The sequence below is a fragment of the Sphingopyxis sp. LK2115 genome, assembly GCF_014595975.1.
Classification (GTDB): domain Bacteria; phylum Pseudomonadota; class Alphaproteobacteria; order Sphingomonadales; family Sphingomonadaceae; genus Sphingopyxis.
Map to the genome: position 1 here is coordinate 44,516 of NZ_JABWGQ010000051.1, position 12,923 is coordinate 57,438.

Annotated in this window: 11 protein-coding genes; 10 read left to right on the forward strand and 1 reads right to left on the reverse strand. The window is 66.1% G+C overall.

Annotation, left to right across the window (positions count from 1 at the left end; translation table 11 throughout):
* Window positions 1–43: 43 nt before the first annotated feature.
* The 7 genes from HUW43_RS11815 (at window position 44) to HUW43_RS11845 (ending at window position 9,018) form a co-directional block, all read left to right on the forward strand.
* Window positions 44–2,380: a glycerol-3-phosphate 1-O-acyltransferase gene (locus HUW43_RS11815; protein ID WP_188237605.1), complete on the forward strand. Its 2,337-nt coding sequence runs from the start codon at window positions 44–46 to the stop codon at window positions 2,378–2,380.
* Window positions 2,381–2,441: 61 nt separating this feature from the next.
* Window positions 2,442–3,968: a wax ester/triacylglycerol synthase family O-acyltransferase gene (locus HUW43_RS11820; protein ID WP_188237606.1), complete on the forward strand. Its 1,527-nt coding sequence runs from the start codon at window positions 2,442–2,444 to the stop codon at window positions 3,966–3,968.
* Between the two features lie 56 nt (window positions 3,969–4,024).
* Window positions 4,025–5,509: a DUF3336 domain-containing protein gene (locus HUW43_RS11825; protein ID WP_223181495.1), complete on the forward strand. Its 1,485-nt coding sequence runs from the start codon at window positions 4,025–4,027 to the stop codon at window positions 5,507–5,509.
* A gap of 2 nt (window positions 5,510–5,511) precedes the next feature.
* The gene (locus HUW43_RS11830; protein WP_188237607.1) at window positions 5,512–6,366 is read left to right on the forward strand and encodes an alpha/beta hydrolase; all 855 of its coding nucleotides are present in this window, start codon (window positions 5,512–5,514) and stop codon (window positions 6,364–6,366) included.
* 142 nt (window positions 6,367–6,508) lie between these two features.
* Window positions 6,509–7,444: an alpha/beta fold hydrolase gene (locus HUW43_RS11835; protein ID WP_188237608.1), complete on the forward strand. Its 936-nt coding sequence runs from the start codon at window positions 6,509–6,511 to the stop codon at window positions 7,442–7,444.
* Between the two features lie 100 nt (window positions 7,445–7,544).
* Window positions 7,545–8,546 carry an NAD(P)H-dependent glycerol-3-phosphate dehydrogenase gene (locus HUW43_RS11840; protein ID WP_188237609.1) on the forward strand — a complete coding sequence of 334 codons (1,002 nt, stop codon included), beginning with the start codon at window positions 7,545–7,547 and terminating at the stop codon, window positions 8,544–8,546.
* 136 nt (window positions 8,547–8,682) lie between these two features.
* Window positions 8,683–9,018 (forward strand): hypothetical protein, encoded by a 336-nt coding sequence (locus tag HUW43_RS11845; RefSeq protein WP_188237610.1) that lies wholly within the window; start codon window positions 8,683–8,685, stop codon window positions 9,016–9,018.
* A 199-nt stretch (window positions 9,019–9,217) separates the two neighbouring features.
* On the opposite strand, the gene HUW43_RS11850 is transcribed toward HUW43_RS11845, so the two are convergent.
* Entirely contained in the window at window positions 9,218–9,841 is a 624-nt protein-coding gene (locus HUW43_RS11850) for a TlpA family protein disulfide reductase (RefSeq protein WP_188237611.1), read from the reverse strand.
* Between HUW43_RS11850 and argH the strand changes: the two genes are divergently transcribed.
* From argH to lysA, 3 genes are all read left to right on the forward strand, one after another.
* Complete coding sequence (gene argH / locus HUW43_RS11855; protein ID WP_188237681.1) at window positions 9,840–11,216, forward strand: argininosuccinate lyase; 1,377 nt, start codon at window positions 9,840–9,842, stop codon at window positions 11,214–11,216. The genes HUW43_RS11850 and argH overlap by 2 nt on opposite strands.
* Window positions 11,216–11,467, forward strand: a complete 252-nt coding sequence (locus HUW43_RS11860; RefSeq protein WP_188237612.1) for a hypothetical protein — start codon at window positions 11,216–11,218, stop codon at window positions 11,465–11,467. The genes argH and HUW43_RS11860 overlap by 1 nt, the downstream gene beginning before the upstream one ends.
* 132 nt (window positions 11,468–11,599) lie before the next feature.
* Entirely contained in the window at window positions 11,600–12,859 is a 1,260-nt protein-coding gene (lysA, locus tag HUW43_RS11865) for a diaminopimelate decarboxylase (protein ID WP_188237613.1), read from the forward strand.
* Window positions 12,860–12,923 lie beyond the last annotated feature (64 nt).

Sequence of the window (12,923 nt, forward strand, 5' to 3'; positions counted from 1 at the left end):
TTTGCTCGACGCGAGCGGGGATGAGGTGGGGGCTCGCTAGAAGGTGCCCGACGGTTCGCACCGCACCCCGATCGTGACGGACGCGGCGGCCGACCGGCTCTACATCATCGACGCGCGCAATGGGGTCGAACGCCGTATCCTGCTCGACTGGATCCATTCGACGAGCGGTGACGACGAGCCCGCCTGGGCCAGCCTCGACATCGAGGACGGCGACCATGCCTTGCCTGTCGAGGCGTTGCAGGCGCGGCTCGGCGCCACGCCGTCGCGGCTTGTCGTGCCGCTGCGCGTCGCCTGGCGTATCCCCGGCTTTGAGAAGGACCGCGCGCTCAAGTTTCGCCACCTGATATTCGGCGACCCGCGCCATCCGGGATCTTTGCGCGCGCGGTTGATCCTGCTGCGCGACCGGCGGCGCGCGCAGATTCTGGTCGGGCAGGCGGCGACGCTCGATGCGTTGCGCATCCGTTTCTGCGCCCAGACCGGCGGCGGCGACGGCGAGCGCGCCGACAGCCCCGAGTTCGCGCGCTTCGTCGCGCGACAGGCGGCGCTGGCGCTCGACGTCGCCGAGCGCGGCGTTCGCGGAACGCGCTACAAGGTGCCGCGCTTCGTCGCTGACAGTCTGCGCACCAACCCCAAGTTCCGCGCCGCGCTCGCCGGGCTCGCCGAAACCACCGGCCGTCCGGTTGCCGATCTCTACCGCGAGGCGCGCCCGCTGATGAAGGAGTTGATCGCACGGCCCAGCGCGCTTTTCCTCGACCTGCGCGCCCGGCTCGACCGCATGATGTTCGGTGGCTACGCGCCCGAAATGGAGATTGACGCGGCGGAACTCGCGCGACTCCGCAACATGCTGCGCGAACATCCGACCTGCATCCTTTTCACCCACAAGACCTATATCGACGGCGCGACGCCCAGCCGCCTCGCCTATGAAAACGACCTGCCGATGCTGCACAGCTTTGGCGGCGCCAATCTCGACTTCGCGATCATGGGCGAATTTTTTCGCCGTTCGGGGATGATCTTCATCCGCCGCAGTTTCCAGGACCAGCCGGTCTACAAGCTCGTGCTGCGCCACTATATCGCCTGGTTGCTCGCCAAGCGTTTCCCGCTGAGCTGGGCGTTCGAGGGGACGCGCTCGCGCCTCGGCAAGCTGATGCCGCCCAAATATGGCCTGATGAAATATGTCCTCGACGCGGCGCACGCGACGGGGACGCGCGGCGTCCATTTCGTCCCCTTCGTCACCAGTTTCGACCTGATCCGCGATGTCGAGGAATATGCCGCCGAACAGACGGGCCGAAACAAGAAGCCCGAAAGCCTGTCGTGGTTCATCGGTTACATGAAAAGCCTGAAGGAACCGTCGGGGCGCATCCGGCTCGACATCGGCGATCCCGTCGTGATCGACGCCGCGCCCGGCCCCGATGACAAGCGCGCGCTTGAAAAAATCGCCTTTGCGGTCGCGGTCGAGGCGAACCGCGTCACGCCGCTCACCGTCACGTCGGTGATGTGCCTGATCCTGCTCGGCATGGCGCCGCGCGGCGCGACCTCTGCCGAACTGCTCGGCGCGATCGGCGCGGTGACCGCCTGGGCGCGGGCGCGGGGAATCCGGCTGAGCAAGGAGCTGGAAAGCGGCGACGCCGGGCTGTCGGCGACCGTCGACACGCTCGTCGCCAGCGGGCTGCTCGCGCGCTATGAAGCGGGAAGCGAGACCATCTATTCGATCGACCCCGTCAAGCATCCGATGGCGAGCTATTACCGCAACATCATTGCGCATCATTTCCTCGATCGCGCGATGATCGAGCTTGCGCTGTTCGCGCTGCGCGACACCGACAGCGGCGATGCGACCGCCGCCTTCTGGGGCAGGATCGACCGTTTACGCGACCTGTTCAAGTTCGAGTTTTTCTATCCGCCGCGCGAGCAGCATCGCGCGGCGATCGAAGCCGAGCTTGCCCGCATCGACCCCGTGTGGGACCGCCGCCTCGCCAGCGGTGACCGCGGCATTGCGCAGCTCATCCGTCGCTGCCAGCCTGTCGTCGGCCACGCGATCCTGCTGCCCTTTGCAGAGGCCTATTCGGTGGTCGCCGACCTGCTCGCCCGCGCAAGACCTGGCGAACCGGTCGATGAAAAGGCGTTGCTCGACGCCGCGCTGACCGAGGGCAAGCAGGCCTATCTGCTGCGCCGGATCAGCAGCGAGGCGGCGATCGGAAAATTGCTGTTCGCCAACGGCTTGTCGCTGACGCGCCATATGGGACTCGCCGAAACGGCAACGCCCGATATTCTGGCCCGGCGCCGCGCGCTGCTGGCGGAACTGCGCGGGCTGGCGAATGTGATGGAAACGATGCGGCTGTCGACGGTGGCGCTCGCGGACCGGCTGGCGGGGGTTGGAGAGTGAGGCCGCTCGTCATTCCGGCCTTCGCCGGGATAACCACAGGTTGGATGTTGGTGGAGGAATAATGCTCAAACAGCTCAGCGCGCAGGACGCCCAGTTCCTCTACACCCAGACCGCGAACAATCTGACGCACATCATGGGGGTCTATATCTACGACCCCTCGACCGCGCCGGGCGGCTTCGTGCGCTTCAAGGACATCATCGCCCACGTCGAAAGCCGCGTTCACACATCACCGCTGTTCAAGCGCCGTCTCCACCGTCTGCCGTTCGACATCGACCATCCTTATTGGGTCGAGGACGAGCATTTCGACATCGAGGCGCATATGAGCCACGCGCGCCTGCCCGAACCCGGCGACTGGCGGCAATTCTGCATCGCGGTCGCGCGCTGGTTTTCGAAGCCGATGGATATGAACCGCCCGCTATGGGACATTTATATCATCGAGGGGCTGGACCGTATCCCCGGCATTCCGAAGGGCAGTTTCGCGATGCTCCACCGCGTCCATCATGCGGCGGTCGACGGTGCATCGGGCGCGCATGCCTTCATCGCGATGAGCGACATCGACGCAAAAGGCACCCCGGCGATTTCCGAACCGCCGCCCGTCGAGGCGCTGGGCGATCCGCCGTCGAGCGCCGAAATCATCTCGCGTGCCTGGGCGGCCTCGCTGCAATCGCCGGTCAAGTTCATGAACGCGCTGATGAAAATGTCGCCAGCGATCATTTCGTCCGCACGCAGGGCGATCGAGGGCGGGATGACCGCGGGTGTCCCCGAAACACGCTTCAATGTTCCCGTCGGCCCGCACAAGATGTTCGACGGCACATCGGTCGCGCTCGCCGACGTCGCGCTGATCCGCAAGAAAGTGCCCGGTGCGACGGTCAACGACGTCGTGCTTACCACCGTAGGCGGGGCGCTGCGCAAATATCTTTTGAAACACAAGGAATTGCCCAAGGAGAGCCTGGTTGCGGTCGCGCCCGTCAATCTGCGCGGAAAGGGCGGCAAAGCATCGACGCCGGGCAACCAGGTATCGGCGATGAGCGTGCCGATCCGCACCGACATTGCCGATCCGCTCGCGCGGCTCGCGGCGGTCCGCGACTATACGGTCGAGGCCAAGGAGGCCAAGGCAGGCGTCAGCGCGCGGATCATGACCGACCTGTCGCAGCATATCCCCGGCGCGACGATGGCAGCCGTTGCGCGGCTCGTCACCAGCGAGCGCTTTGCGGTGCGCGGCACCAACCTCTTCATCTCCAACGTTCCCGGCGCGCAGGTGCCGCTCTATCTCGCGGGGGCCAAGCTCGTGATGCAGCATGGCATGGCGCCGCTTGCGAACAATATGGGGCTGTTCGTCGCGACCCCCAGCTATAATGGCCGCATCGCCTTTTCGATCATATCGGAACGCGCGATCATGCCCGACATCGCTTTTTTCCGGACATGTATCGACGAAAGCTTTGCCGATCTGATGAAGGCGGCGCCGAAGCCGGAGAAGCCCAAAGCCGATACGGCCAAACCGAAAGGGATTCCGAAATCCAGGACGAAAGCGGCGGCCAAAGCGGAAAGGAAAAACGCCTCTTCGTCATCCCGGCGCAGGCCGGGATGACGGGCAGGCGCCAACGCCGTCAAAACAGTTGCTAAAGCGAACGCAACCGGCAAGACTTGGAAAAACAGACCATGCTCTCGCAGGATTACCCAATGCTCTTCACCCCGACGCTCAGCGCCGACCGCGATCTTGTGACCGCGCCCGATTATGCCGCCTGGGCCAAAGCGGCGCGCGACCACGACCGGAAATCGGGGATGCAGGCGTGGCGCGACGCCGACGAGAGCAAGCATTTCGACTATAGGGCGATCCGCGCCCGCCTCGAAAAATTGCGCGGGCTGTCGGCGGCGGGCGACGTCAAAGGGCTGCTCTTTGTCCTCAACGAGGGCATTCACGGCAACATCGACGGCATGGGGCACGAACGGCTTTACACAAAGGCACGTTTCGGCACCAAGAAGCTGGTCGAGGATTATGTGGCGGAGGTTGTCGCCTCGCTGCACAAGATCGCCGCCGCGCGCAGCATCGGCCGCGAGGAAAAGCGCGACTTCTTTCGCCGCGCCCAGCATTGTTATGGCCGCTCGGCGCTGCTGCTCTCGGGTTCGGGCAGCTTCCTCTTCTTCCACATCGGCGTCGTCAAGGCGCTCTGGTCCGAAGGCGTGTTGCCCGCGATCATGTCGGGTGCCAGCGGCGGGTCGATCGTCGCTGCGATCGTGTGCACGCGCAAGGACGCCGATGTCGGCGCCTTCCTTGAAAGCGGCCGCCTCGCCAACCCCGACCGCGCCCCCGACGGCCGCCGCCTTGCCTCCGACGAAGTGCGCGAACGGCTTGCGGGCCTGATCCCCGACCTTACCTTCCAGCAAGCCTATGAAGTCAGCGGCCGCCACCTCAATGTTTCGGTTGCGCCTGCCGAAAAGCACCAGAACGGGCGCCTGCTCAACGCGATCACCGCGCCCAATGTGCTGATCCGCGAGGCGGTGCTGGCGTCGTGCGCAGTGCCCGGCGTCTTTCCGCCGGTGATGCTGATGGCGCGGGGCGACGATGGCGCGCGCATTCCCTATCAGCCCGACCGGCGCTGGGTCGACGGGTCGGTGACGCACGACATCCCGACCAAGCGGCTCGAACGGCTTTACGGCGTCAACCATCATATCGTCAGCCAGGCGAACCCGATCGCGCTGCCCTTTGCGACCGACACGCGCAAGCAGATGGCGCCGATCGAAGCGATCCAGCACGCGTCGATGACGACCTTCAAGGCGTGGCTCAACGCGAACATGGTGATCTTCCAGAAACCGCTTGAGCTGATCCCGCCCTTGAACAGCATCGCGAACATGGCGCGTTCGGTGATCAACCAGGAATATACCGGCGACATCAACATCATCCGCCCGCCGAAGTTCTGGTCGCCCGCGAAGATATTGTCGGATCTGGGGCAGGAGGACATCGACGAGCTGATCGACACGGGGATGCGCACCGCCTGGCCCAAGATCGAGATGGTCCGCACCCAGACCGCGATCAGCCGCGCGCTGGAAGGCATTCTGGCGCGGATCGACAAGGCGGGCGACGACGGCCCCGGCCACCGCAGCGCCGCGCTCAGGAAAGCGGTGCGCTGAACATGGCGACCGGTGCGGTAATCCTGCCCGCCGGGTCGGCGGGCGCGGGGGCAAGGCTCCACGTCACCCGCTGGCTTACTGATGGCTTGCCCAAAGCGATCGTGCTGCTGGCTCATGGCTATGCCGAACATGCGGGGCGCTATACCCATGTCGCACGGCGGCTGACCGACGCGGGCTATGCGGTCTACGCCGTCGATCATTGGGGACACGGCCGCTCGGACGGCGAGGGCGGTTATGTTCCGCGCTTCTCCGCCTATCTCGACGGTATGGCCGAACTGCTGACGCTGGTCGAGATCAACCATGGTGACACCCCGCGCCTGCTCCTGGGGCACAGCATGGGCGGGCTGATCGCGGCACTGTTCCTGATCGAGCGCCAGCAGGCTTTCGTTGCCGCCGCGCTCTCCGGCCCCGCAATCCTGCCTGCCGAGCCGCCGTCGCGGCTCACCGTCTGGATCAGCCGTTTCCTCGCGCGCTTTTTTCCGCGCCTTGGCGTCCTCTCGCTCGATGCGAACGGCGTCAGCCGCGACCCCGCGGTCGTCGAGGCCTACAAGGCCGATCCGCTCGTATACGACGGCAAGATCGGCGCGCGACTGGGCAGGGAGTTCATGGACGCGATGGCCGCGGCGCAGACGGGGGCGCCGAAGATCCGCCTGCCGCTGCTGATCCAGCATGGCGCGGCCGACCGCCTGACCGCTCCCGCAGGTTCGCGATACCTGTTCGACCATATCGCATCGGCCGACAAGCGCCTCGAAATCTATCCCGGCCTGTTCCACGAGATTTACAATGAGCCCGAACGCGACACGGTGCTGGACGACCTGATCGACTGGTTCGATGCGCATGTGGCGCGGGTGCAATAGACCCCTCTCCATCCGGCGAGGGGCAGTGCGACTTGCGAACTTGTTCGCTCGTCGCAGCGGGGTGGGAGCCATCGGCCGCACGCCGCCTCGATAGTCGTCACCCCAACCCCTCCGCTGAGGGGAGAGGCATTAGGGAGCCCGCATGAAAATCCTCCTTACCCTGATCTTCGCGCCGCTGATCGCCCTCGCGCTGCTCTATTTTCTTTTCCCCGCGCAGCTGGTGCAGCTGATGCGCGCGCTGATGCGCCGCCGCGCGCGGCTGGTGCGCAAGAGCATCGCCGTCGACGGCCGGATCTGGCCCTATCTTGAGGGCGGCGACCCGTCGAAACCCGCCCTCGTGATGGTCCACGGTTTCGGCGCCGACAAGGATCACTGGACCTTCTACGCGCCGTGGATGACGCGCGATTATCGCCTGATCGCGCCCGACCTGCCCGGCTTCGGCGAGAATGATCGCGACGGCGACCTGCCCTTCGACGTCGCGAGCCAGGCGGCGCGGCTCAAAGGCTTTCTCGATGCGCTCGGCATCGACCGCCCGCACCTCGGCGGCAACAGCATGGGCGGCTGGATCGCGCTGCGTTTCGCCATTGACTATCCCGATCGCTTGCGAACGCTGACCTTGATGAACAATGCGGGCGTCGTCGGCGCGAACGAAAGCGAGTTGCAGAAACTCGCTGCGACACGCGACTACAACCCCCTTGTCCTTGCCAATCTGGAGGATGCCGACCGCCTGATCGCCTTTGTCGTGCGCAAGCCGCCCTTTGTGCCGGCGCGGTTGAAGCCCGCCATATATGCCGACGCGCTGCGCCACCGCGACCTGCTTGACCGGATTTTCTGGATCATCGCCGACGAGATGGAGCAGGCACCGCTCAACGACGATCTGGGCAAGGTGCAGGTGCCGACGCTGATCCTCTGGGGCCGCCATGACAAGCTGATCGATGTCAGCTGCGTCGCGGTGCTCGAAAAGGGCATTGCGAACAGCCGCGCTCACATCTTCGAGCATGTCGCACATGTCCCGATGATCGAGGACCCCAAGGCGACGGCCGAAATCCAGCGCGCCTTCCTCGCCGACCATCGCTGAACCTCGTCATCGCGGCGAAGGCCGGGTTGACGGGCGAGTGCCATCTTGCCAACCCCCCGATCGCGCGCCACTCTTCCCGTAAAACAGGGGGGAGAGACATATGCGCCTCAAAGTGGGTCTGCTCGGCGGGGGCAGCTGGGGGACGACGGTGGCGTCGCTGGTGTCGCGTAACGCGCCGATCACGCTCTGGGCGCGCGACGCCGAAACGGTCGCGGGAATCAACCGCGATCACGCGAACCATAAATATCTGCCCGGCATCCGGCTTCCTGCGGCGCTTCGCGCGACCGGCGACATGGCAGAGGCCGTCGCGGGCGCCGACGTGCTCGTCATGGCCGTCCCCTCGCACAGCTTTCGCGGCGTATTGGAAGAGGCCCGCGATCACCTCCGCCCGTGGGTGCCCGTCATCAGCCTGACCAAAGGGCTCGAACTATCGTCGGGCAAGCGCATGACCGAACTGATCGAGGAAGTGCTGCCCGGCCACCCGGTCGGCGTGCTCACCGGCCCCAATCTCGCGCGCGAGATCATGGCGGGCCAGGCGGCGGCGAGCGTATTGTCGATGGAGGATGAGATCGTCGTTCGCGCGCTCCAGCCGCTGTTTCATTCGGGCCTCTTCCGCGTCTATACCAATACCGACCTTCTGGGCTGCGAGCTTGGCGGCGTGCTCAAGAATATCATCGCGATCGCCGTCGGCATGGGCGACGGGCTGGGGGCAGGCGACAATACGCGCGCGGGGCTGATGACGCGCGGCCTGGCGGAGATCACGCGGCTGGGCGTTGCGATGGGCGGGCGACCGGAAACCTTTGCCGGATTGACCGGCATGGGCGACCTCATCGCCACCTGCACCAGTCCCTTGTCGCGCAACCGCCATGTCGGGGTCGAACTTGGCAAGGGGCGCCCGATCGACGCGATCATCGCGGGCATGAACATGGTCGCGGAGGGCGTCAAAAGCGCGCCCACCGTGATGGCGCTCGCTGACCGTCACGGCATCGCCATGCCGATTGCGCGCGACGTGTTCGACGTGACGCAGGGCCGGCGCACCGCGCTCGACGTCTTTCGCGGGCTCCTCAAATCGAGCGTCGGAGATGAGGCGCATCCGGGTTGATTGTTTTTCTTCATTGCGAGCGGGCAGCGACGAAGCCATCCGCTGCGATCCGTTCCTTTTTGCCGACCAGCCGGGAAGAAAAGCCGCCGCTGCTGCGTTGTCCTGCTGTCCGACCGGACCACGAAGGAGACGGATAATGAAAAAATGGGCGATTCTCGCCGCGCTCGCGGCGCTTCCCGCCACTGCCGCCGTGGCAGCGGTCCCCTATGACCGGATGCCGCCGGGCTTCAGGGCGCCGCCGATCCGCACCGCGCCGATCGCGGGGGTCGAGAACCAATATTGGTTCAACTATCAGGCCGATATTCTCGAAGCGGAAAAGGAATTGCTCAGCGACCTGCGCCGCGCGACCGATCGCGAAGATCGCCTCGATGCGTGGGATGAATGGGAAACCGAGGTGATCGACGCCGACAAGGATTATGTGAAGGCAATGCGGGGGAAAGGCTATCGCGTCGGCCGCGTGACGGTGGGCTGAGCAGGCAAGGTTTCCGGGCGCTGCCAGGGTTGCAGGAAAGGGCGGGGGTCATTCGGCGCCCGCCCTTTCTTGTCCTGGCTGCCTTTTCGGCGGCGTTTTTTTTTCCTGTTTTCCCGCCAGGGCGGGGATCCGTCTCCGGGCGGTCCATCACCGCGCGGAACGGTGATCGGCTCCCGCCTTCGCGGGATCGCAATGCTGGCTAAACCCCGCCTTCGGCCAGCAACGCCTTCGCCTCCTCTCCCTGCCAGTCGATCGCGCCGATCACGCGCCAGATTTCGCGCCCGTCAGCGTCATAATAGATGCTCGTCGGCAACGCGCTGTTCACCGCGTCGAGCAAGCCGTTTTCGGGGTCGATATAGGGCTGGAGCGCCTTCAGCCCCGCCTTCTGAAACCAGGGATCGACGACCTCGGCGCCCTGCAAGTCCTGCGCGACCGCGATGACATTCATCGTTTCCCCCCGCGCGGCCGCCAGGGCATCGAGCGTGGGCATTTCGGCAACGCAAGGCGCGCACCAGGTCGCCCACAGATTGACGAGCAACGGGCGCCCGCGAAAGTCCGCCAGCGTCACCGGCGCATCGTCGGGGCCGGCGAAGCGCGCCGTCGGCGCCGCTTCGCCCTTGTGGCTGCGGTCGATCATATATTCGAACGCGCCGACGCCCTGCGCTTGGCCTGCCGAAACATTTGCTTGGCCTTGCGCGGCTTGCCCGCCGAGCGCCTTTTCCCTATCGCAGCCCGCGACCGATCCGGCCAGCAACAGGCCGAGAATCAACAGCGACGGATTTGGAACGCGGCGGATGGCGAATACTCCGGACAAGAGCAGCATGTGGGGCGGCCGCTTCGGTGGCGGGCCTGCGGCAATCATGCAAGAGATTAACGCCTCGATCCCGATCGACAAGCGGCTTTGGGAAGAGGATATCGCCGCCAGCCGCGCGCACGCCGCGATGCTGGGCGCCCGCCAGATTATCGCGGCGGATGACGCCCAGGCCATCGATCGCGGCCTTGCCCAGATCGCCGAAGAGTTCGCCGCGAACGGCGTTCCCGTCGACCTCGGCCTCGAGGACATCCACATGACCGTCGAGGCGCGGCTGAAGGAGCTGATCGGCGAAGCCGCCGGGCGGCTCCACACCGCCCGCTCGCGCAACGACCAGGTTGCGACCGATTTCCGCCTGTGGACACGCGCTGCCTGCGATCGCATCGGCGCGGGGCTTGCCGCGCTCCAGTCGGCCTTGCTCGTGCGCGCCGACGAGCACGCCGACAGTATCATGCCCGGCTTCACGCATCTTCAGGTCGCGCAGCCGGTGACGCTCGGCCACCATCTGCTCGCTTATGTCGAGATGTTCGGCCGCGACCGCTCGCGCTTCGCCGACGCGCGCCGCCGTCTCAACGAATCGCCGCTCGGCGCCGCGGCGCTCGCGGGGACCAGCTTCCCCGTCGATCGCCATGCCACCGCCGCGGCGCTCGGCTTCGACCGCCCGATGGCGAACAGCATCGACGCCGTGTCCGACCGCGACTTCGCGCTTGAGTTCTGCGCCGCCGCGTCGATCGCCGCACTGCACCTGTCGCGTCTCGCCGAAGAGATCGTCATCTGGGCCAGTCAGCCTTTCGGCTTCGTCGCGCTGCCCGATGCCTGGTCGACGGGCAGTTCGATCATGCCGCAAAAGCGCAATCCCGATGCCGCCGAACTGGTGCGCGGGCGCGCCGGCCTGCTGCTCGGCGCCTTCCAGCGGCTGTCGGTCATCGTAAAGGGCCTGCCGCTTACCTATTCCAAGGATTTGCAGGACGACAAGGAAACGCTCTTCGGCGCGTTCGATGCGCTCGCGCTGTCGCTCGCGGCGATGACCGGCATGGTCGAATCCTTGACCTTTCGTACCGACCGGATGCGCGCGCTCGCCGCGTCGGGCTATTCGACCGCGACCGACCTCGCCGACTGGCTGGTGCGCGAGGCGGGGCTTCCCTTCCGCGAGGCGCATCATGTCGTCGGCGCCTGCGTCAAGCGCGCCGAGGAACTCGGCGTCGACCTGCCCGCGCTGCCCGCCGCCGATGCCGCCGCCATCCACGCTGCGGTGACGCCCGACGTGCTCGCCGCGCTGACGGTCGAGGCGTCGGTCGCCAGCCGCACCAGCTATGGCGGAACCGCACCCGAACGGGTAAGGCAGGCCATCGCCGCGGCGCGCGCCGCACTCGAAGGACAGGGTTGATGCCGCACCACCCCCGCATCGCCGCCACGCTCGCTGCCGCCGCGCTGCTCGGCGCGTGCGGGGCAAAGGAAGATCTGAAGCCGCCGGCGAACCAGCCGGCGCCCGTCGTTCCCATCGGCGCCAACCGCGCCCCGACCACCGAGGAGCTTACGACGCCCGACGCGCAGGCCCGGCCCGCGCGCAGCGACGAACTTCTCAAACGGTCCGAACAGCGCGAACCCGACGATTTCGACCTGCCGCCTCCGGGCTGAGTCCGAAAACTGCCTCCTGTTTCCGTTCGTGCCGAGCATGTCGAAGCACCGTTCCCTTTTTGAACGCGGAAAAGAAGGACGACCCTTCGACAAGCTCAGGGCGGGCGGTCTTTAACGACTAGGATCTGACCCATGGACCATTTTGAACTGCGTAACGGCGTCCTCCACGCCGAAGACATCCCGCTGCCGCAAATTGCCGAGGAGATCGGCACCCCCGTCTATGTCTATTCACGCGCGACGCTCGAACGCCATGCACAGGTGTTCGCCGACGCGCTCAAGGATATTCCGAAAAAGCACATCGCCTTTGCGATCAAGTGCAATCCCAATCTCGGCGTGCTGCGCGTGCTCGCGCGGCAGGGTTATGGCGCTGACGTCGTTTCGGGCGGCGAGCTTGAACGCGCGCTCGCCGCGGGCATGGCGGCCGAGGACATCGTCTTTTCGGGCGTCGGCAAGACGCGCGCCGAGCTCGCGCTCGGCCTCGACCGCGGCATCGGCCAGTTCAATATCGAGCATGAACCCGAAGGCGTCGCCCTGTCCGAAATCGCGGTGGGGAAGGAAACGACCGCGCGCGCGGTTCTGCGCGTCAATCCCGACGTTGACGCCGGGACGCACGCCAAGATTTCGACCGGCAAGGCCGAAAACAAGTTCGGCGTCGGCATCGACGCCGCGCCCGCGATCTTTGACCGGCTGTCGGCGCTGCCGGGGCTCACGATGCGTGGGGTGGCGCTCCATATCGGCAGTCAGCTCACCAGCCTCGATCCGCTCGAGGCCGCGTTCGAGCGCGTCGGCCGCCTCGTCGCGGACCTGCGCGCCGCGGGGCACAGCATCACCCATGTCGACCTTGGCGGCGGGCTCGGCGTGCCCTATCGGCCCGACGATAATCCCCCGACCCCGGCCGAATATGGCGCGATGGTCGCGCGGGTGACAAAGGATTGGGACGTCACCCTGATGTTCGAGCCCGGCCGCGTCATCGCGGGCAACACCGGGGTGCTCTTGACCGAAGTGCTGTGGGTCAAGCCGGGCGCGGCAAACCCCTTTGTCATCGTCGACGCCGCGATGAACGATCTCGCGCGCCCCGCGCTCTACGATGCATATCACGACTTCGTCGCGGTCCGGCCCACGGGCGAAAAAATGACCGCGTCGATCGTCGGCCCGGTGTGCGAGACGGGCGATACCTTCGCGCGCGACCGGGTGATCGACAAGGTGGAGGCGGGCGATCTGGCCGTCTTCCGCACCGCGGGCGCCTATGGCGCCACGATGGCGTCGACCTACAACAGCCGCAGCCTCGTTCCCGAAGTGCTCGTCGACGGCGGCCGATACATCACGGTCGCCGACCGCATCGCCGCAGGCACGATCATGGCGGCGGAGCGGGTGCCGGATTGGATTGAATGAGTCATCAAAGGCCCGGGTGTCCAAACCCGCCGAATGTTGAAAATGTCGGATCGGTCAGCGAGAG

Coding starts and splice junctions, on each gene's coding strand:
- HUW43_RS11820 (WP_188237606.1), top strand. CDS start 2,442: ATGCTCAAACAGCTCAGCGCGCAGGACGCCCAGTTCCTCTACACCCAG.
- HUW43_RS11830 (WP_188237607.1), top strand. CDS start 5,512: ATGGCGACCGGTGCGGTAATCCTGCCCGCCGGGTCGGCGGGCGCGGGG.
- HUW43_RS11835 (WP_188237608.1), top strand. CDS start 6,509: ATGAAAATCCTCCTTACCCTGATCTTCGCGCCGCTGATCGCCCTCGCG.
- HUW43_RS11840 (WP_188237609.1), top strand. CDS start 7,545: ATGCGCCTCAAAGTGGGTCTGCTCGGCGGGGGCAGCTGGGGGACGACG.
- HUW43_RS11845 (WP_188237610.1), top strand. CDS start 8,683: ATGAAAAAATGGGCGATTCTCGCCGCGCTCGCGGCGCTTCCCGCCACT.
- argH (WP_188237681.1), top strand. CDS start 9,840: ATGTGGGGCGGCCGCTTCGGTGGCGGGCCTGCGGCAATCATGCAAGAG.
- HUW43_RS11850 (WP_188237611.1), bottom strand. CDS start 9,841: ATGCTGCTCTTGTCCGGAGTATTCGCCATCCGCCGCGTTCCAAATCCG.
- HUW43_RS11860 (WP_188237612.1), top strand. CDS start 11,216: ATGCCGCACCACCCCCGCATCGCCGCCACGCTCGCTGCCGCCGCGCTG.
- lysA (WP_188237613.1), top strand. CDS start 11,600: ATGGACCATTTTGAACTGCGTAACGGCGTCCTCCACGCCGAAGACATC.